Annotated in this window: 15 protein-coding genes; 8 read left to right on the top strand and 7 right to left on the bottom strand. The window is 74.6% G+C overall.

Translation table 11 applies throughout. The features are described from left to right. Positions 1-218: 218 nt before the first annotated feature. From ACFOWE_RS07735 to ACFOWE_RS07720, 4 genes are all read right to left on the bottom strand, one after another. Positions 219-3,704 (bottom strand): DUF4153 domain-containing protein, encoded by a 3,486-nt coding sequence (locus ACFOWE_RS07735; RefSeq protein WP_377286376.1) that lies wholly within the window; start codon positions 3,702-3,704, stop codon positions 219-221. Between the two features lie 233 nt (positions 3,705-3,937). Beyond that, on the bottom strand, positions 3,938-4,627 hold the full coding sequence (locus tag ACFOWE_RS07730) for a response regulator transcription factor (RefSeq protein WP_377286374.1): 690 nt from the start codon (positions 4,625-4,627) through the stop codon (positions 3,938-3,940). 160 nt (positions 4,628-4,787) lie between these two features. Further along, positions 4,788-5,384: an HAD hydrolase-like protein gene (locus ACFOWE_RS07725; protein WP_377286373.1), complete on the bottom strand. Its 597-nt coding sequence runs from the start codon at positions 5,382-5,384 to the stop codon at positions 4,788-4,790. A 261-nt stretch (positions 5,385-5,645) separates the two neighbouring features. Further along, complete coding sequence (locus ACFOWE_RS07720; protein ID WP_377286372.1) at positions 5,646-6,590, bottom strand: GNAT family N-acetyltransferase; 945 nt, start codon at positions 6,588-6,590, stop codon at positions 5,646-5,648. 268 nt (positions 6,591-6,858) lie between these two features. Between ACFOWE_RS07720 and ACFOWE_RS07715 the strand changes: the two genes are divergently transcribed. The 3 genes from ACFOWE_RS07715 (at position 6,859) to ACFOWE_RS07705 (ending at position 10,769) form a co-directional block, all read left to right on the top strand. After that, the gene (locus tag ACFOWE_RS07715; protein WP_377286371.1) at positions 6,859-8,628 is read left to right on the top strand and encodes a serine/threonine-protein kinase; all 1,770 of its coding nucleotides are present in this window, start codon (positions 6,859-6,861) and stop codon (positions 8,626-8,628) included. Then, entirely contained in the window at positions 8,625-10,427 is a 1,803-nt protein-coding gene (locus ACFOWE_RS07710; RefSeq protein WP_377286370.1) for a hypothetical protein, read from the top strand. The genes ACFOWE_RS07715 and ACFOWE_RS07710 overlap by 4 nt, the downstream gene beginning before the upstream one ends. A gap of 150 nt (positions 10,428-10,577) precedes the next feature. Beyond that, complete coding sequence (locus ACFOWE_RS07705) at positions 10,578-10,769, top strand: hypothetical protein (protein WP_377286369.1); 192 nt, start codon at positions 10,578-10,580, stop codon at positions 10,767-10,769. A gap of 245 nt (positions 10,770-11,014) precedes the next feature. Here ACFOWE_RS07705 and ACFOWE_RS07700 read toward each other — a convergent pair whose 3' ends face one another. Then, positions 11,015-11,335 carry a DUF3817 domain-containing protein gene (locus tag ACFOWE_RS07700; RefSeq protein WP_377286368.1) on the bottom strand — a complete coding sequence of 107 codons (321 nt, stop codon included), beginning with the start codon at positions 11,333-11,335 and terminating at the stop codon, positions 11,015-11,017. Between the two features lie 51 nt (positions 11,336-11,386). Continuing rightward, positions 11,387-12,205 (bottom strand): SURF1 family protein, encoded by an 819-nt coding sequence (locus ACFOWE_RS07695; RefSeq protein WP_377286367.1) that lies wholly within the window; start codon positions 12,203-12,205, stop codon positions 11,387-11,389. Between the two features lie 227 nt (positions 12,206-12,432). Here ACFOWE_RS07695 and ACFOWE_RS07690 point away from each other — a divergent pair, with 227 nt between their 5' ends. Together ACFOWE_RS07690 and ACFOWE_RS07685 are read left to right on the top strand one after the other, a co-directional pair. After that, positions 12,433-12,606: a hypothetical protein gene (locus tag ACFOWE_RS07690; RefSeq protein WP_377286366.1), complete on the top strand. Its 174-nt coding sequence runs from the start codon at positions 12,433-12,435 to the stop codon at positions 12,604-12,606. Between the two features lie 187 nt (positions 12,607-12,793). Further along, on the top strand, positions 12,794-14,251 hold the full coding sequence (locus ACFOWE_RS07685; protein ID WP_377286365.1) for a flavin-containing monooxygenase: 1,458 nt from the start codon (positions 12,794-12,796) through the stop codon (positions 14,249-14,251). Positions 14,252-14,326: 75 nt separating this feature from the next. On the opposite strand, the gene ACFOWE_RS07680 is transcribed toward ACFOWE_RS07685, so the two are convergent. Continuing rightward, positions 14,327-16,132: a gamma-glutamyltransferase family protein gene (locus tag ACFOWE_RS07680; protein WP_377286363.1), complete on the bottom strand. Its 1,806-nt coding sequence runs from the start codon at positions 16,130-16,132 to the stop codon at positions 14,327-14,329. Positions 16,133-16,258: 126 nt separating this feature from the next. Between ACFOWE_RS07680 and ACFOWE_RS07675 the strand changes: the two genes are divergently transcribed. The 3 genes from ACFOWE_RS07675 to ACFOWE_RS07665 all read left to right on the top strand — a co-directional run bounded on the left by ACFOWE_RS07675 (position 16,259) and on the right by ACFOWE_RS07665 (position 18,876). Then, a complete protein-coding gene (locus ACFOWE_RS07675) occupies positions 16,259-17,539 on the top strand; it encodes a sensor histidine kinase (protein ID WP_377286361.1) in 1,281 nt (426 codons plus the stop codon). After that, entirely contained in the window at positions 17,536-18,183 is a 648-nt protein-coding gene (locus ACFOWE_RS07670; RefSeq protein WP_377286360.1) for a response regulator, read from the top strand. Before ACFOWE_RS07675 ends, ACFOWE_RS07670 begins: the two co-directional genes overlap by 4 nt. A gap of 69 nt (positions 18,184-18,252) precedes the next feature. Further along, positions 18,253-18,876: a Uma2 family endonuclease gene (locus ACFOWE_RS07665; RefSeq protein ID WP_377286359.1), complete on the top strand. Its 624-nt coding sequence runs from the start codon at positions 18,253-18,255 to the stop codon at positions 18,874-18,876. The last annotated feature ends 35 nt before the right edge of the window (positions 18,877-18,911 follow it).

Below are 18,911 nucleotides of genomic sequence, written 5' to 3'. Positions count from 1 at the left end.
TGCGCAGGAGACCCTATCCGCCCCGGGGGATCGGGGCACCCGCCGGGAACGGGGCGGGCGCCGGACCCCCGGCAGGCCGGGCCTCCGGGGAGCGCGGGGCGAGGGCGTACGCCGAAGTGCGGCGCGCGGTCGGGAGCGGCCGGGAGGGCCGGGAACGTCGCACCCGGCCCTCCCATCGGGCCCCGGCCGACCCGCACGGCCGGGCCGGCCCCGCCCGGTCAGTCCTCGAAGATGCGCTGGGACGGCGAGGGGTCCTGCAAGCAGGCGTCCCCCTGGGGGACGACGGGCTTGGCGGCCAGCAGGTCCCTGGCCTGTTCCCGGGCCAGGTTCCAGCCGTTCCACGGGTCCGGCTCGCCGAGCCGGTTGGCCGAGCTCACCTCGATCAGCACGCAGGTGCGCGCCGGCTCGGGCAGCCGGTCCAGGGCGGGCACGGCCTCCGCGCCCAGGCCGCCCAGGTAGGCGTGGTCGAGCCGGTCCACCCCCCGGACGGCGAGCTGGGACTCCGCGACCCGCAGGTCCGGGTTCCACACGCCGAAGGCCAGCAGCCCGGCGCCCGTCATCACGACCACCGCCCGGGGCAGCCAGGACGACGTGCCGCGCCGCAGCAGCCGCAGCGCGCCCGCGGCGAGGACCAGTACGAAGACGCCGCCGAGCCACCAGATGGCCGCCCAGACGGAGGCGCGGAGCCGGGTGAACCCGTAGGCGTCGACGTACAGGTCCAGCCGGTACATCGCGGAGGCCAGGATCACCATGGTCAGCGCGCAGAGCAGGCCGAGCAGGACGGCCATCAGCCAGCGGTCGCGGCCGGAGGTCTCGACCGCCCCCGCCGCCAGCGCCACGATCGCCAGCACGAAGACGCTGACGACGACCAGCTGGAAGAAGCCGGAGCGGGCGTACTCGGCGTAGGTGAGGTCGGTGGTGGACACCACCCAGTCGGCGTCGCCGAACAGCGCCGTCAGCTGCATCGCCACGAACGTGCCGAACAGCAGGTTGAGCGCCGTCAGCGGGGTCACCCACAGGCCGCGGCCGACGCGCAGGCGCAGGCCGGGCCCCTCCGGCTCGGCCACCGGCCGCAGGCCCACCAGGACCGCCGAGGCCACCACGGCCACGGCGACCGCGAAGACCACCACGCGCAGCGGCAGCGTCTCCACCCAGTCCTGGGAGGACAGCAGCCGCTCCACGGTCCGGGCGAACACCGCGTCCGCCGAGGCGAACAGCGCGCCGAAGACGACGAGCAGCACCGCGGTCAGCCCGAGCCCGGCCAGCGTGGGCACCACCCGGCGGACCGTCAGGTTCTTCGCCGGCCCCTTCACCGACGCCGCCAGGAACCACGGCGCCGGCAGCAGCCCCAGCACCACCGAGGCCGCGCCCCGGGCCACCCCGAGCCAGCCGCGCCCGGCCCCCGACAGGGCGAGCGCGGCCAGCGCCGCCCCCGCGGCGAGCAGCAGCCCGACGAGCCAGTCGGCGTCCCGGAGGAGCGCCACCGCGACCAGCCCGTAGGCGATCAGTGCCATCACCGCGGACCAGGGGGTGATCCGCCTGCGGGCGGCCGGCAGCACCGCGATCCCGGCGGCCGCCGCCACCAGCGCGAACCCCAGCCCCACCGGGCTGTACGGCAGGGCGACCGCGGCGAGCAGGCCCACTGCGGCACAGGCGGCGAGCAGCCACCGCGGCGTGTCCGGCAGTTCCGGACGCGGGAACACCGGTGGCGCCACGTATCCGCCGGGCGGCAGGGCGACGGCGGTCCGGCCGGCGGGACCGTCCACCGCGCCGGCCGGTCCGGCCGCGGGCCTCGTCCCGGGAGCGCCCCCCGCTCCCGCCTCTGCTCTCGCCGCTCCGGTGGAAGCGGCTTCCGTGGCAGCCGCTGCGATGGGCGCCCCGCCCGAGACCGGACCCGTGGGAGCCGCCGCGGTGGGCGCCCCGCCCGCGGAGATCGGGCGCGTGGGGACCGGGCCCGCGCCGTACCGCGCCTGCCCCGTCCCGCCGGGCGGGGTGGCCCCGATGACCGTGCCGACGAAGGCCCCGGTCAGTGCGACGCCCAGCCCGGTCAGGACCCCGAGCGCCGCGGAGAACGCCCCGACGACCAGTCCCAGCAGCACTCCCGCGATGACCCCGAGCACGCCGCCGATCAGGACGCCGCCGATCGCCCCCGCCCAGTTCCGCCGGGCCGGGGCCGGTGAGGGATGCCCGCTCCCCGCACCCCCGGGGCCGGCTCCCGGCCTCACGGGCCACGCCGCGCCCTGCGGGGCCGGAGGCGCCGGGTGAGCCGGAGAGACCAGGTGAGCCGGAGGCACCGGATGGGGCGCCGGCCTCTCCCCGGCCTCTCCTTCCTGCTCCGCCGCACCGGTGCCCGGAACGGGGCCGGGACCGGGGCCGGGACCGGGGCCGGGACCGGGGCCGGGATCCGCCCCGGCCGGCACGGAGGACGCCTCGGAGGAGAGACCGGTCTCCCCTTCGGAATCGCCGGGGCCGGAGACCCCGGAGGCGGCGGCGTCCGCCGGAGTGCCGCCGGGGACGAGGGTCCCGGGGGATTCGGGACTGGTCATCGAGATCCTTTCTGGAAGGTCGACCGCTATCCGGCAGCCGGCACCGTCTTCGACGTGGATGGAGCCGCCGTGCAGTTCGACGATCTCCTTGGTGATGGCCAGGCCCAGCCCGGCGCCGCCTCCGTCCGCCGCCCGGCCCGCGTCCAGGCGGGAGAAGCGCTCGAACACCCGGGCCCGGTCCTGGCGGCTGATCCCCGGCCCCTGGTCGGTCACCCGCAGCCGCACCCCGGAGCCCTGGGGCCGGGCGGACAGGACCACCACGCCGCCCTCCGGGCTGTGCCGCACCGCGTTGTCGAGCAGGTTCGCCAGCACCTGCGCCAGCAGGTCGGCGTCGGCCCGCACGGTCAGCCCGTCCGGCACCTCGCACCGGGCCGTCACCCCCTCCCGGGCCAGTACGGCCTCACGCAGCGCCTGGTCGCAGAGCGGGCCGAGCTCGACGTCGTCCGGCTCGATCAGCCGCGCCCCGGACTCCAGCCGGGACAGGTCGAGCAGCTGGGCGACCAGCCGCCCCAGCCGCTCGGCCTGGGCGAGCGCCGTGCCGAGCGTCACCGGGTCGGGCTCGGAGACGCCGTCCACCACGTTCTCCAGCACCGCCCGGAGCGCGGTGATCGGCGTACGGAGCTCGTGGCTGACGTTGGCGACCAGCTCCCGCCGCTGCCGGTCGACCTCGCCCAGGTCGGCCGCCATCGCGTTGAAGGCCCGGGCGAGCTCGCCGACCTCGTCCCGCGAGGTGGCCGTGACGCGCAGGCCGTATCGACCCTTGGCGATGGTCTGCGCGGCGGCGGCCATCTCCCGCAGCGGCCGGGTCATCCCCCTGGCCAGCAGTTGCACCATGACGAGCGCGAGCGCGACCGCCACCGCGATCCGGGTGTTGCGCGAGTATCCGGCGTTGATGCCGACCTCGTTGACGAGGAACGCCGCCGCCACGGCCAGCAGGATCACCACGCCCAGCTTGATCTTGATCCGGCCGAGGAAGTCCAGCGGGCGGAGCGCTCCGCGTGGTTTCCGGGACGGGCGGTCTCCCGGCCGATCCGGGGCGGTCGGCCGGGCGTCCTGCCGTCGCGGGGCGGAGGACGGGCGGGCGCCGCCCTCTCCGGAGGGAGAGGGGACCCGGGAAGGGCTTGCTCCCCCTCCGGTGGTCCCGGCTCTGGGTCTCATGATGTGTCGCATTCCGGAGTGTTCGAGTGGTGATGGAGGCGATCGGTTCGCCCGGATACGGATTCGGACGGATGACAGGCCCGCGCGGGGACGGCAGGACCGGGCAGACGACGGGACGGCGGACCTCCCGCCGGAGCGTCTCCCGGGCGGGGCCGGCGGATCGGCTCGAGGACCCGGGGCCGGCCGGTCGCCGGGTCAGACCTCACCGGAGGCGTTCACCCGCATCATCGCCGTCAGTCCCGGACGAGGGCGTAACCGACCCCGTGGACGGTCCGGACGACGCCGGGACCGAGCTTGCGGCGCAGGGCCCGCACGTGGCTGTCGACCGTCCGGGTGGCCGCGGCCTCGGAGAAGCCCCAGATGTCGGCGAGCAGCCGCTCCCGCTCGAAGACCTGCCCCGGCCGTTCCGCCAGCCGCCGCAGCAGGTCGAACTCGGTCCGGGTCAGCCGGACCTCCTCGCCCCTCACGTAGACCCGCCGTTCGGCGGTGTCGATCTCGACGTCGCCGACGCGGACGACCGAGTCCTCCACGGCCAGCTGGGAGGCGCGTTCCACCCGCCGCAGCAGCGCGTGCACCCGCGCGACCAGCTCGCGCATGCTGAACGGTTTGGTCATGTAGTCGTCGGCCCCGACGCCGAGCCCCACGAGCAGGTCGGTCTCCTCCCCCAGTGCGGTGAGCATGAGCACCGGGACCGGCCGGGCCGCCTGCATCCGCCGGCAGACCTCCAGTCCGTCGAGGCCGGGCAGGAGCCTGTCGAGGATCACCACGTCCGGCTCGGCCCTGGCGTAGGCGGCGAGGGCCTCGGCCCCGTCCCCGGTGACCCGCACGTCGAAGCCCTCGGCTGCGAGGCGGTGCCGTACCGCCCGCGCGATCGTCTCGTCGTCCTCCACCACGAGGACACGTCGTTGCTGGGGAATCGCCATACCCCGGGAGCCTAGAGCCGGCCTGTGCAGACGCCTTGTGGTGAATTGTGAAGATTCCGCGCACCTCGGAGCGGGCTCCGGAGGAACCGCCGCCGTTCACCGCGAGGCCAGGCCCTGCGCCCTGTTCTCGTCCCCGCTGTTCTCGTCCCTGCTGTCCGGGCTACCGCGTGCGCAGCGGCCCTCCCGTCACCGCGTGCAGGACGGCGGCGGTGTCGGACAGGTCGGTGAGAACGACGTCCGCGCCTGCGGCCCGGAGCTCCGCGGCACTGTGGGATCCGGTCGTGACAGCGACGATCCCGGCCCCGGCGGCACGGGCGGTGGCGATGTCGCGCAGCGTGTCACCGATGATGACGGTGTCGGCGCCGCTGTGGCGGCGGCCGAGATGCCGTTCGGTCCTGCGGAAGGCATGGGCGGGCAGGCCGGTGCGCTCGTAGGCGTCCTCTCCGTACGCGCCGAGCCGGAAGTCGACATGGCCGTCCAGGCCGAACGCCCGCATCTTCAGTTCCGCGATCGCGCGGAGATCGCCGGTGAGGACCGACTGGTACACGCCCGGGACGGCGCCCAGGGCGGTCAGGGCGGCGACCGCGCCGGGCAGGACACGCCCTTCGGCGGACATGGCAGCGGCACGGTCGCCCATTTCGGCCGCGAGCGCTTTCTGGAAGGCCGTGGCGTAGACCTGCTGAGAGACGGTGCCGGAGTCGATGAGAGTGTGATCGATGTCCCACAGCACCAGCAGCGGTGTGGGCGGGACGGTCATCGCACACGCTCCACCGCGTGACGCGCTCGGCCGCGTGAGGGTGTGGAAGATCGCCGAATCACCTATGCGACGTTAACGGCCGGCGGGACCGCGATCCACGGGCTGGGCCCGGCCGACCGGTCCGGCGGCCCCTGTCCTGTTCGGACGGGACGGGGACCCGTCGGGCCCCCGGCGGATCACGGCGGGATTTCCGGCGAGCACCCGGGTCCTGTGGCCGCGCCGGCGCGGCCACAGGACCCGGGGAGGCTCACCGGGACGCCCTCACCCGAGGACCAGCGTGCGGCCGGTGATGCGGTAGCCGGCCCGGTCGAACGCCGCGGCCATCGGGGCGTTGCCGACGTCGGTGTTGTCGGTGACCTGGGGCTCCCCTTCGGCGCTGAAGATGTGCAGCGCCTCGGCGAGCAGGTCGTCGCTGTAGCCGTTCCCGCGGTGCGCCGGGTCCACGCCGATGTAGCCGATCGTCGCGGACCCGTCGTTGCGGGTGGGCATCACGATGCCGGCCAGCGCGCCGGAGGCGTCGTACGCCAGGCGCCAGCGGTCGCGCCCGCCGGGCATGGACGCCACGTCCTCGAGGGTTTCCTTGGCGGTCGCCTCCGGTCCCTTCACCGGCAGTGTGCGCCGGTCCGAGTCGTCGAGGCTGCCGACCGCGATGCGGCCCAGCAGGTCCACGACCACCGCGTCGTCCGCGGCGGGCGTGAAGGTGAGCCGGGTCGAGCGGGGCGGCAGGCCGTAGCCGGGCTCCCAGCGCAGGTTCAGCCGCTCGACCTTCTGCCGCAGCCCGGCCCGCTCGGCGGCGGTGATCCGGTCGGTGGCGTCGGCGAGCGCGTCGGGGCGATCCCGCCAGTCACCCGGCAGGAACAGCAGGTACTCCGGCCGGTCGCCGACCGGCGTCGAGTAGCCGGCGGGGGCCAGCACGTCGTAGGCGGCCCGGAGCAGGGCGGCGCCCACCTCGATCCGGTCGGGGCCGGTGCCCGGGTCGAACCAGTCGACGCAGTAGGGATGGGGCGAGCGCTCCGGCCCCCAGAAGGCGGCCCGCGCGACCACCGTGTCGCCGCGCAGCGCGATCCAGAGCCAGTCGAGCCGGTGGTAGCCGAGCTGCTCGAAGGGGAGGGTCCGGGCTCCGACACCGGAGGCCGGGGTGGAGCCGTGGCCGAGGAACAGGTCGAGCTCGTCCGCGCCGAGCGGACGGAAGATCAGGTCAGTCAAGTGACTCTCCGGAAAAGCTGTGCGCTCTCCGGTCTCAGGCGGCCTTTCGCCCGAGGCGGGAGCGCGTCGTCATGGTGGTCATCCGCTCCTCACCTCCTTCCGCTCGCAATTGATGATCAACGTAATGAACGGTCCGCACCGACGTCAATGGATCATCGCGCGGCCCGTTCCTCCACCCGCAAGGGCACAGGGTGGTCACAGTGCACCGGTGAGGACGCCCTGCTCATTGGTCCATGTCCGGCTAAATGGTTATGTTTCTTTGCGCGACATGACGGTGAACGAGGTGAGCAGGATCGACACGCGAGTGCTGGCGGGCCGTTACCGCCTGCTCAACCCCCTCGCCGAGGGCGGGATGGGCACCGTGTGGCGCGCCGCCGACGAGGCGCTCCGCCGCGAGGTGGCGATCAAGGAGCTGATGCTCCCTCCCGGGGTGGAGCCCCAGCGGCGGCAGGGGCTCTACGCCTCCGCGCTGCGCGAGGCCAACATCGCCGCCCGGATCGAGCACCCGTCCATCGTCACCATCCATGACGTGGTCGTCGACGACGGCCGCCCGTGGATCGTCATGGAGCTGCTGCCGGGGGCGTCCCTGGAGCAGACCGTCCGTTCCGGCGGCCCGCTCCCGCCCGCCCGCGCGGCACGGGTCGGCCTCGGCCTCCTGGAGGCGCTCTCCGCCGTGCACACCGCCGGGGTCGTCCACCGGGGCGTCAAGCCGGGCAACGTCTTCCTGGCCCCCGACGGCAAGGTCGTGCTCACCGGCTTCGGCATCGCCGTGGCCGAGGGTGAGAACGACGTCACGAGCACCGGCTCCCCGGCCGGCTCCCCCGGTTACATCGCCCCGGAACGGCTGCGCGGCGAGCGCGACGGCCCGTACTCCGACCTGTGGTCGCTGGGCGCCACGCTCTACTTCGCCGTCGAGGGCGTGCCCCCGCACCCCGCCGAGACGCCCGCCGCGGTGGTCGGCCGGGTGCTCGCCGGACCGCCCCGCACACCTGAGCGGGCCGGCGTGCTGGGCCCGGTGCTGATGGCGATGCTGGCCCCCCTCCCCGTGGCCCGGCCGGCGTTCGACGCCGTCTTCCGGATGCTCGAGGAGGCCGTGCTCGGCCGTACCGCCGCGGAGTTCGCCCTCCCCCCGCTCCCCGCGGGTCCCGTGCCGGGCTTCTCTCCCGGAGACGCCGGGGGGATCGCCGGAGAGGCCGGAGGAGCCGCCGGGGGCGTCGCGGACGCTCCGCCCGCTCCCGCCGTCCCGCAGCCCGCCGGGCCGGAATCCGCCGGGCCGCAGCCTGCCGGGCCCCCTCCGAGCCGGTGGACGCGTGAGGACTCCGGGTCCGCGCCGGCCGCCGCCTCCCCCGGGCGGACGGCCCGGGCTCCCCGGAGCAGCCGGGCACTGCTGTGGGCCGCGGCCGAGGTGGGCGGGATCGCGGCGGTCATCGGCGTCTCCCTGGGCGTCGGCCACCTCGTCTCGACCGGCGACGAACCGCCCCCGCCCGTACGGCTGAGCGAGAAGCCGGGCGCCTTCACCGCTCCCGTGGACCTGTGCGGGCTGATCCCGCAGGAGAGGGCCGAGCAGCTCCTTCCCGCCCTGACCGGCGGCGGCAAGCCCACCGACGCGGGCGGCTGCGAGTGGACGACCCGCGGCCAGGGACTGTCCGTCACCTTGGCCGGTCAGGGCGAGCAGTGGGGCAAGAGCCCGCGTCAGGCCCACGAGCGGTTCGTCAACCAGCGCAACTCCACCATCCCCAGCGGCCAGCTCACCTGGGAGTGGCCGGAGATCTCCGCCGCGGTCCGTTCGGCCCGCAGCACCGGCCCGCTGACGGTGAAGCCGGTCGGGGAGGAGGCGTTCGGCCACGACCTCTACGACAACCGCAGGACCGACGGGCTCGAGCACAGCTACGTGACCTTCCGCGTCGACAACCTGGTCATCGAGGTCGGTTACGCCGTGGTGGACGACAGCAAGGACGGCCCCGCCATCCAGAGCGGCGCCCACACCGCCGCGACCTGGGTCGCGGACGCGTTGAACAAGCAGAGGGCAGCGGGATGAACCAGGCAGACAACCCCCGGTCGCAGGGCAGGCACGCCGGTCCCGCGCCGGCCGCCGGCACGTGGGGGCAGGACCCGCTCGGCCCCCGGAACCCGGGTCCGGCCTCGCTGGAGCTGCTGATCAGACGGGACGGCCCGCTGCCGCCAGCCCGGACCGCGCTGGTCGGTCTGGCCGTGCTGGACCGGCTCACGGCCGTGCACCACCACGGCACGCCCCACGGCGACGTCCGGCCCGGCTCGGTGCTCGTCGGCCCGGACGATCAGGTGACCCTGGCCGCGCCGTCTCTGCGGGATCCGGTCTTCACCGCCCCGGAGGGCGTCACCGGCCCCGCCGCCGACCTGTGGTCCCTGGGCGCGACCCTCTTCACCGCCGTCGAGGGCCGGCCGCCCGCTCCCGGCGCCTCGCTGTACAAGGCGGGCCCGCTCGGCCCCGTCCTGATCCGCCTGCTGGCCGGCGACCCCGCGCTCCGCCCCGGCCCGGCCGAGTTGCGCGGCCTGCTGGCCGAGGCCGCCCGGCTCTCCGCCCCGCAGCTCCCGGCGCTGCCTCCCGCGCCCGCGCCGTGGCCCGTCCCCGGATCCGCCTCACCCACCTCGGGACCCGTCCCACCCGTTCCCGGGGCCGTCCCACCCGTTCCCGGGAGCGACCTGCCCGGACCCGTCCCGCCCGCCCCCGGGAGCGACCTGCCCGATCCCGGATCCGTCCCGCCGGAGGGGCGGGACCACCGTGACGGCCGCGACATGACCGTGCCGTTCCGGAGCCAGGGCTCCCTCCCGGACGCACCCGTACCCGCGTCCCTCCCCACCGGCACGCCCGCGGAAGGGCCCGCCGGAGGACCCGGCAGGGGATTCACCGGAGGACCCGATGGAGGACCCGGTGGGGGAGCAGCCGCCCCGGTGGCCGGGGCACTCGCCGCCCCCGGACCGGTCCCGCACCCCTCCGCGCCCCCGCCTCCTCCGGCGGCGCAGGCCGGCCCTCCGCCCGCGGTGGACGACGCCCGTGTCCGCCCCGGGCAGGAGCCCGCCGTGGACCCTGCTGTGAACCCCACCGCGGACCCCGCCGCGGACCTCACCATGGACCCCGCCGCGGACCTCACCATGGACCCCGCCATGGACCCCGTCGTGCGCTCCGCGGGACGCCCCGCGCGCCGCGGCTCCGGGCAGGGCGTGCTGGTGCCCCGCTCGATCGTGGTGCTGACGGCCGTGATCCTGGTGAGCATGGCGGCCGCCATCGGCGTCCTGCTCGTCCCCGTGCTCGACGGCGGAGAGGAGGGCGCCGCCGCCCCCTCCGGGACCAGGGGCCGCTTCGCCACCGCCCCCCGCGCCTGCAGCCTGCTCACCGACGAGCAGGCCGCCCAGGCCGTCCCCGCCTTCAACAGCTCCGAGGTCGAGACCGCCGAGTGCAACTGGCTGACCAGTGACTGGCGCTCGCCGAGCTCGGAGAAGTTCGACCTGGTGGTCCGGTTGGTCGCCCAGGAACAGGACGGCTCGGAGGTCCAGCGGGCGAAGGAGTATCTCGCCGGCAAGAAGAAGGACGCCGCGGACAAGGCCGCCACCGACGGGGCGCTGCCGCCGCAGGACCTGAAGGGTGTCGGCGAGGAGGCCTTCATCGCCGGCGGTCACCAGAAGATCGACGTCTACGGCGAGTCCTACCGGGTCACCATCGTCCTGCGCGTCAGCAACCTCGTCGCTGAGGTCCAGTACAAGCGCGGCGGGGTCGCGCAGGACACCGACGGCCGCGTCGCGCGCAACGCCACGCAGGCGGCCCGCTGGGTCGCCGACGCGCTGCAGGCCCAGGGCTGAGCGACAAGGACTGAGCAACGAGGGCTGAGCGACGAGGTCATCGCCGCGACATATCGCGAATGGAACCCGGGTGGGGGGACCGTTCGTTGGACGGGCGACGCAGAATGGCACCAGGCGGGGCGTGCGCTCCGCGTTCGGAGGATGTTGAGGATGTCGCCCATCCAGAAGTACGCGATCGGCGCCGGAGCGGCCGTAGTGCTCTCGTTGATCTTCCTGCCGAATTGGCTGGCCCTGCTGGTCGTCCTCGGCGTCGTCGCCGCCCCGGTCGTCGGCTACATGATGCTCGACCCGTCGCAGCGCGAGCGGCTCAGGCGCGCCCGCCGCAGGGGCATCGGCCGCTGAGGGGACGTCGGCCGCCGAGCGGCGCGGAGGGATCCGCCCCGGGAGCGGTGGATTCCGGGAGCGGGCCCTCAGCCGCCGGGGGCACGGCCCCGGCGGGCGCGCGACGGGCCGGGCCCGGCGGCCTGCGGGCCGAGCCGGGCACAGGACGGACCGGCAACAGGACGGGCCGGTGCAGGACGGGCCGGGTGCAGGACGGGCCGGAGACCTGGCCGTGAGCCGGACGGCCAGGCGGCCGGTCGCGGCGGTCAGGCCGCGGCGGCCTCGGCGATCTCGCCCTCCACGCGGCGGGTGACCTTGCGCTCGAACACGAACGACAGCAGCGGCACGGTGCCGGCCAGCATCACGCCGAGGATGTACTGCCACGTCCAGCGGGCCTTCATCCCCAGGTTCATCGCGGTCACCAGATAGACCATGTAGAGGAAGCCGTGGATCGGGGAGACGATCTTCGACGGCCCCTCGATGCCGAAGCCGTACCTGAGCACGATGCACACGGTCAGGACGAGCAGCATCACACCGACGATGTACGCCATGACTCGGAAGGGCTTGAGGGCGGATTCCACGGTCATCTACCTCGGGTCTGGGTGGGGTGGGGGTCGGGATCTCAACGATATGCGGGGTCAGACGGCGGCCGGTCGCGACCGTTCCCCGGGGCCGGGGCCCGCGTCCGGGCCGGGCTCGCCGCCGGGCTCTCCCCCGGGCTCCGCGCCCGCCGCGGAGGCGGCCTTCCCGCTCCGCACGGCGTCGCGGACGAAGTGCCACCACATGAAGACGGCGAACAGGCCGAAGATCCACCACTGGCCGGCGTAGGCGAGGTTCCGCCAGGTCAGCACGCCCGACTCGGTCGGCGCGGGAGCCGCGACCGGCTCGGGGGCGACCGCCGGGGCGGGAGACTGGGAGGTGGCGACCACGTAGCCGTCGCGCAGCCGCACGCCCTGCCAGAGGTTGATCAGCTCCGCCGAGGACACGGTCAGCACCTGGCCCTCCGGCAGCTGCCGGACCCGGCGCGGCACGCTGTCGGTCCCCTCCGACGCCCGGAGGCGGCCGGTGACGGCGACCTTCCCCTCCGGCACGGCCGTCGCCGGGTCGCCGGGGGCGGACACGGCGCCGCGCACGACCGGGATCGCGGTGCCGTCGCCCAGGTCGAGCGCGGTGACGATCCACAGGCCCTCGTCCCTGCCGGGCACCAGGAGTTGCCGGGAGGCGTCGTAGACGCCCTCGGCGCTCACCCGGCGGCCCACCAGGTCGCTCGTCAGGTGCTCGCCGGGCCGGGTGAGCGTGCCCACCGCGACCGGGGCGGGGTCCCGGGCGGCCTGCGGCCTGCCGGAGTCCTCGAAGACCCCGAGCTGCCAGCGGCCGAGCAGCCCACACACGGCGAGGGCTCCGATCGCGAGAAGGTGGAGCACCATCACGCGTGGAGAGAGCAGGATCCGGAGCATGCCACAACGCTATCCGCCCGTGACGGCGGTCCCGTCCCCAGGACCTCGCCACGCCGTGTCGCCGGCCGCCGCCGCCCTCCGCGACGGCCGCCGCCCTTCACGACGGCTGCCGGCGGCCGCGGACGGGCCGTGCGGGCCCGTTCCGGCGGCGTTCCCGGTACGGTTCCACCGGCGGCGCGACCTCAAGCCTGTGTTGAAAAGTCGTCATCTGTCGCTAAAGTCGATCCATGTCTGATCCCCAGATCGATCCAGCAGGGAACACCCAGCAGTTCCGCGCGTTCGCGCAGCGGAAGGACCCCGAGGAGGCGGTGCAGGAGCGGCGCTCCCCCATCGTGCCGATCGTGGTCGCCGTGCTCGCGGTGGCGATCGTCGCCGCCGTCGCCGCCTACCTGATCCTCTGATCATCTGACGGGGCGCCGGCCGCCCCGCCGCCGCCCCGTGTCCGCCAGCGCCGACGGTTTCGCCTTCGGCGCTTTTCGCATGCCCGGGCACGGACGCATACCGACCGGACGGTCTCCGTGGTGGCGGGATGGACGCGGGCGGGCCCGGTAGCTACATTGGACCATGAGTCCAATAAGGGGAGAGCGGATGAAGACCCGTCCGGGGATCACCATCATCGGCTCCGGCTTCGCCGGGCTGTGCACGGGGATCAAGCTGAAGGAAGCCGGCTACCACGACTTCGTGATCCTGGAGAAGGCCGACGAGCTCGGCGGCACCTGGCGGGACAACACCTACCCCGGCTGCGCCTGCGACGTGCCCTCCCACATGTACTCCTTCTCCTTCGAGCTCAACCCCCGCTGGTCGCGGATGTTCTCCCCGCAGGAGGAGATCTGGGACTACATGCGCGCCTGCGCGGCCCGGCACGGCCTCGGCCCGCACCTGCGCTTCGGCAAGGAGGTCGTCTCCCTGGAGTACGACGACGCCGCCCGGCACTGGCGGGTCGGCACCGCCGACGGTGAGACGTTCACCACCAACGCGGTCGTCTCAGGCATCGGCGCGCTGCACATCCCGTCGTTCCCCGACATCCCGGGACGGGAGCGCTTCCGCGGCCCGGCCTTCCACTCCGCAGGGTGGGACCACTCGGTGGACCTGACGGGCAAGCGGGTCGCGGTGGTCGGCACCGGGGCCTCGGCGATCCAGTTCGTCCCCGAGATCGCCGAACGGGCCGCGCACCTGACCGTCTACCAGCGCACCGCCCCCTGGATCCAGCCCAAGCCCGACTTCGCCCTCCCGGAACGGGCCAAGAGGCTGCTCGAACTCCCGGGCGCGGCCCGCGCGCTGCGGGGCGCCATCTACTGGGCGCTGGAGACCCGCGCGGTCGGCTTCGCCGTCGACCCCCGGTTGATGAGGGTGCACGAGGCGCTGGCCCGCCGCCACCTGGAGCGGCAGGTCGCCGACCCGGAGCTGCGCGCCAAGCTGACCCCCGACTACACGATCGGCTGCAAGCGCATCCTGCTCTCCAGCGACTACTATCCCGCGCTCACCCGGGAGAACGTCGACCTGGTGACGGACCGGATCACCGAGATCCGCGAGGATTCCGTCGTCGACGCCACCGGCCGCCGGACCGGGGCCGACGTGATCGTCTACGGCACCGGCTTCAAGGTCGTGGACGCGCTGAACGAGCAGCACATCACCGGCCGGGGCGGCCTCAAGATCCAGGATGCCTGGCAGGACGGGGTCGAGGCCTACCACGGCGTCACCGTCTCGGGCTTCCCCAACCTGTTCTTCCTGCTCGGCCCCAACACCGGCCTGGGCCACAACTCGGTCGTCTTCATGATCGAGTCCCAGGTCCACTACGTGCTCGAGTGCCTGCGGCTGCTCTCCAGGAGCCGGGCCAGGGCGCTGGACGTGCGGCCCGGGGCCCAGCGCGCCTTCAACGACCGCCTGCAGCGGCGCCTGTCCGCCCTGGTCTGGAACGAGGGCGGCTGCCGCAGCTGGTACCTCGACGAACGCGGCGTCAACCGCACCACCTGGCCGGGCTTCACCTTCGAGTACTGGGCGCGCACCCGGAGGGTGAAGCCCGGCGACTACGAGCTCATCCGCTGACCTTCCGGCGCGGGCCGCCCGGACGGGGACGTCCCCCGGGCCGGACGGTCCGGGAGACGTCGCGGCGCGCCGCGGTCAGCGGACCGGCGAGACGACCAGGGCGCTCCCGCCGCCCCGGCGCGAGGGCTCGGCGACCGCCTGGAGCCTGCCGCGGCCGAGGAACTCCACCGCGGTGGCCGCGCCGATCTCCGGGTTGAGGACCAGGGTGTGCCCGCGCCCGGTCAGCTCGGCGCCGTAGCGGTCGATGAACGCCTGCTCGGCCTGGGTCTGGGCGGTGTTGCGCTGGGTGGCCCGGGGCGCGGCGAGGGCCTCCGGCAGGGACATGCCGAGCTCCCAGCGGTTGAGGAGGATCTGCAGCACGGTCGTGATGATCGTGGACCCGCCGGGCGAGCCCAGCGCGAGCAGCGGCTTCCCGCCGGCGAGGACGATCGTCGGCGCCATGGACGAGCGGGGCCGCTTGCCGGGGCCGGGCAGGTTCGGGTCGCCGGGGGCCGGGCCGAAGGTGAAGTCGGTCAGCTCGTTGTTGAGCAGGAAGCCCCGGCCGGGCACGACGACGCCGTTCCCGCCGGTCGACTCGATGGTGATGTTGTAGGCGACCACGTTCCCCCAGCGGTCCGCCACCACCAGGTGGGTGGTCTCCGGCCCCTCGGGCGCCTCCCGCACGGTGTCCGCCGGCGAGGCCGCCGGGCAGGGCCCGTACTCCCCGTCGGGCTCGCCCGCCGGGGCCGGGTGCGCCATCGCCCGCCCGGTGACCAGGCAGGCGCGCTCCTTGGCGAAGCCGTCGGACAGCAGCTGCCCCAGCGGGACGCCGGGTACGTCGCCGACGTACTTACCACGGTCGGCGAAGGCGAGCCGGGAGGCCTCCAGGTACTCGTGCACGCCGGCCTCCGGCAGGGCCTCGAGGATGTTCAGCGCCTCGCCGACCGTGGAGCCGCCGGAGGACGGGGGCGCCATGCCGTAGACGTCCATGCCCCGGTAGGTGACCTTGGTCGGCGGCCGCTCCAGCGCCCGGTAGGACCTCAGGTCCGACAGCTCCATCAGGCCCGGCCGGACGGTGCGGGTGGAGCCGGGCGTCACCGGCGGCCTCTTCACGGTGGCCACGATCTCCTCGCCGAGCCGCCCGCCGTACAACCAGCGCGGGCCGTACCGGCCGAGCAGGCGGTAGGTCTCGGCCAGCTCGGGGTTGCGGAAGGTGGAGCCGACCCTCGGCGGCGCGCCGCCGGGCAGGAAGAGCTTCGCGGTGGAGGTGAGGTCCGCGAAGCGGGCGGCGTTGGCCGCGGTCTGGTCGTGGAAGGTCTGGTCCACGGTGAAGCCCTTGCGCGCGACCTCGATGGCGGGCTGCAGCGCCTGGCGGAGCGAGAGCGTGCCGAAACGGCGCAGCGCCAGCTCCCACTGGGCCACGCTGCCGGGCACGCCCGCCGACAGGCCGCTGGTGACGGCCTCCTCGAACGGGACCCCCTCCAGGGACGTCGCCGTCATCGCCGCCGGGGCCGTCTCGCGGCCGTCGATGGTGTGCACCTTCCCGCGCCGCGCGTCGTAGTAGAGGAGGAACCCGCCCCCGGCCAGCCCGGCCGAGTAGGGCTCGGTGACGCCGAGCACGGCCGCCGCCGCGACCGCCGCGTCCACGGCGTTGCCGCCGCGCCGCAGCACCCGCAGGGCGGCCTCGCTCGCGTCGAGGTCCACGGTGGAGACCGCGCCGCCGTACCCCTCGGCGACGGCCGTCTTGCGGGGGCCGCCGGACTTGCCGGTCCCGGCGTCGTGCGGGGTGGCGCCTTGCGGGGCGGGCGGGGCGGGCGGCGACGCCGCGGCGGGCTGGACGAGTACGGCGGAGCCGGCCAGCAGGACCCCGACGAGCGGTACGACAGAGCGATGAGTGATCATATGTCCTCCCGCGCTGAGCTTTACCCAACTTGTCAGGGTTGTCAGCACCTGTACCGCCGGGGATGTAGCGCCCCTTCCGCCACCCGGTGGACGTGCGGCCCGGACGGGCGGACGTAGGGTTCTGACGTGCGCACCCGACCCCGCTGGACCGACCGGCTGCTCCCGCTGATCCTGGGGGCGGTCCAGGTCGCGACCAACGCCGGGGCCGAGCGGAACCAGCCGGAGAGCGTCCCGGCGGACCTGTTCGGCAACGCCCTGCTGCTGGCCGGGGGGCTCGCCCTGGCCCTGCGCCGCCGCCACCCGGTGCTCACCCTGGTCCTCACGATGGCCACGATGGTCGTCTTCGTCAGCCGGGGCCACGCCTACGGGCCGATCTTCTTCAGCCCGGCCGTCGCGCTCTTCAACGCTCTCCTGCGCGGCCACCGGCGGGCCGCCTGGACCGCCGCGGCCGCCGATTACGTGTTCTTCCTCGTGCACACCACCTGGCTGGCCCCCGTGCCCAGCCCCGGCCTGTGGCACTCCATCGCGATCGCGGCCGTCATGGGCGTCCTGATGGCGGCCGGCGAGTTCGTCCGGGTCCGGCGGGAGCGCGAGGCCGAGCGCAGGAGCGCCGAGGCGGAGCACCGGGCCGAGCAGGAGCGGACCGCGCGGGAGGAGGCCCGGCGGCAGGCCAGCGAGGAGCGGCTGAGCATGGCCCAGGAGCTGCACGACGTGCTCGCCCACAACATCTCGCTCATCCATGTGCAGGCATCCACTGCGCTGCACCTGATCGACGACCACCCCGAGCAGGCCCGCACCGCGCTCGCCACCATCAAGCACGCGTCCAAGGACGTGCTCACCGAGATGCGCTCGGTGATCGGCGTGCTCCGCGACGGGGCGCCGCGCTCCCCCACGGCCGGGCTCGACCGGCTGGAGGAGCTGGTGGAGCGGAGCGGCCTGGCCGTCACCGTGGAGACCTCCGGCCGCGTGCGGCCGCTCCCGCCCGGTGTGGACCGGGCCGGGTACCGCATCGTGCAGGAGGCCCTCACCAACGCGCGCCGGCACGCTCCCGGCGCGGAGGTCACGGTCCTGCTGGAGTACGGTCCCCGCGAGCTGCTGATCCGGGTCACCGACTCCGGCGGCGACCCCCCGGTGCCGAGCCCCGACGAGGTCCTGGGCGGCGGGAACGGCATCCCCGGCATGCGGGAGCGGGCCGCCGCCCTCGGCGGCACGCTGACGACGGGTCCCTGCGGGCGGGGGTTCCGGGTCGAGGCCCGGCTGCCCGTGCCGGAGACGTCCGCCCTTCCCGGTGCGGGCGCCGCGCCTCCCGCCCCCGGGGCGGGCACCAGACGGGACACCGCCTCCCCCGCACCCGGGAGGAACACCGTCCGCCGCGCCGCGGCCCCCGCACCGGAGGAGGCACAGTGATCAAGATCGTCCTCGCCGACGACCAGGCCCTGGTCCGGGCCGGCTTCCGGGCGCTGCTCGACGCCCAGCCCGACATGACCGTGGTCGCCGAGGCCTCCGACGGCGCCGAGGCCCTCGTCCTGGCCGCCGAGCACCACCCGGACGTGGTCCTGATGGACATCCGCATGCCCGGCCTGGACGGGCTGGCCGCCACCCGGCGCATGCCCCCCGGGCCGAGGATCGTCATCCTGACCACGTTCGAGCTGGACGAGTACGTCTTCGAGGCCCTGCGCGGCGGCGCCAGCGGCTTCCTGGTCAAGGACACCGAGCCCGCCGAGCTGATCCAGGCCGTCCGGGTCGTCGCCGCCGGTGACGCCCTGCTCTCCCCCGGCGTCACCCGGAGGCTGATCGCCGAGTACGCCAGCCGCGCCAAGGAGCCCTCCGCCGCGTTCGACGTATCCGTGCTCACCGAGCGCGAGCGCGAGGTCCTCGCCCTGGTCGGCACCGGCATGACCAACGACGAGATCGCCCAGGAGCTGTTCATGAGCCCGGCCACGGCCAAGACCCACGTCAGCCGCGCCATGGCGAAGCTCCACGCCCGCGACCGCGCCCAGCTCGTCGTCATCGCCTACGAGTCCGGCCTGGTCCGCCCCGGCTGGGCCTGAAAGCTCGCGGCTCGACCGGGTGTTTGCGATACTCGCCGTGTTCACGAGAACACGAAGGGACACGTGATCATGGCCATGACGTCACCGCGGCGCCCCGCCGATCTGCGGCCCACCCCCGAGACCGCGTCCCAGCCCCTGCCCAGCACCGCGCGCGAACTGTTCGACGCGCTCCCGCAGCTGCCCGGACTGCGGGCCGAGGTCATCGACGGGAGCCTGATAGTGAGTCCGGTGGGAACCCCCGAGCACGGCTGGACCGCCACACTGCTCTACCACGCCCTCCAGTCACTGGTCATGGAACGTGACTGGCGCGCATATGTCGGCAACGTCGACGTCTGCATCGACGGTCCGCGCGACCCGGTCGAGCCGGACTTCGTCCTGGCTCCGGCCGACTGCCCCCGGTGGGGTGAGCGCGAACTGCTCTCCTCCGGGCTGTTCATGGTCGCCGAGATCGTCTCCCCCGGCAGCGTCGCCAACGACCGGGAGAGGAAGCCCGGGATCTACGCGACGGGGCGGATCCCCGTCATGCTCCTCGTCGACCCCGTCGCCAGTCCCGCGACCGTGACGGTCTTCAGCAACCCCCGGGACGGTGCTTACCGGACCGTCTCGCGCGTCGCCGTCGGCGACCCCCTCCACCTCCCCGCACCCGTCGACTTCACGCTGGACACCGCGGTCCTGGAGAAAGCCCTCGGGTAGGTCCCCGCGCCGCCTCCAGGCGGACCCGCCCGGTG

The sequence above is a fragment of the Planomonospora corallina genome, assembly GCF_042650625.1.
Classification (GTDB): Bacteria; Actinomycetota; Actinomycetes; order Streptosporangiales; family Streptosporangiaceae; genus Planomonospora_B; species Planomonospora_B corallina.
Note: the sequence above shows the minus strand (reverse complement) of the source record. Positions and strands in the feature narration are given on the sequence as shown.

Excerpts from the sequence above, each read along its gene's own strand:
- ACFOWE_RS07735 (WP_377286376.1), bottom strand. The coding sequence starts at position 3,704 with ATGAGACCCAGAGCCGGGACCACCGGAGGGGGAGCAAGCCCTTCCCGG.
- ACFOWE_RS07730 (WP_377286374.1), bottom strand. The coding sequence starts at position 4,627 with ATGGCGATTCCCCAGCAACGACGTGTCCTCGTGGTGGAGGACGACGAG.
- ACFOWE_RS07725 (WP_377286373.1), bottom strand. The coding sequence starts at position 5,384 with ATGACCGTCCCGCCCACACCGCTGCTGGTGCTGTGGGACATCGATCAC.
- ACFOWE_RS07715 (WP_377286371.1), top strand. The coding sequence starts at position 6,859 with ATGACGGTGAACGAGGTGAGCAGGATCGACACGCGAGTGCTGGCGGGC.
- ACFOWE_RS07710 (WP_377286370.1), top strand. The coding sequence starts at position 8,625 with ATGAACCAGGCAGACAACCCCCGGTCGCAGGGCAGGCACGCCGGTCCC.
- ACFOWE_RS07705 (WP_377286369.1), top strand. The coding sequence starts at position 10,578 with ATGTCGCCCATCCAGAAGTACGCGATCGGCGCCGGAGCGGCCGTAGTG.
- ACFOWE_RS07700 (WP_377286368.1), bottom strand. The coding sequence starts at position 11,335 with ATGACCGTGGAATCCGCCCTCAAGCCCTTCCGAGTCATGGCGTACATC.
- ACFOWE_RS07695 (WP_377286367.1), bottom strand. The coding sequence starts at position 12,205 with ATGCTCCGGATCCTGCTCTCTCCACGCGTGATGGTGCTCCACCTTCTC.
- ACFOWE_RS07690 (WP_377286366.1), top strand. The coding sequence starts at position 12,433 with ATGTCTGATCCCCAGATCGATCCAGCAGGGAACACCCAGCAGTTCCGC.
- ACFOWE_RS07685 (WP_377286365.1), top strand. The coding sequence starts at position 12,794 with ATGAAGACCCGTCCGGGGATCACCATCATCGGCTCCGGCTTCGCCGGG.
- ACFOWE_RS07680 (WP_377286363.1), bottom strand. The coding sequence starts at position 16,132 with ATGATCACTCATCGCTCTGTCGTACCGCTCGTCGGGGTCCTGCTGGCC.
- ACFOWE_RS07665 (WP_377286359.1), top strand. The coding sequence starts at position 18,253 with ATGGCCATGACGTCACCGCGGCGCCCCGCCGATCTGCGGCCCACCCCC.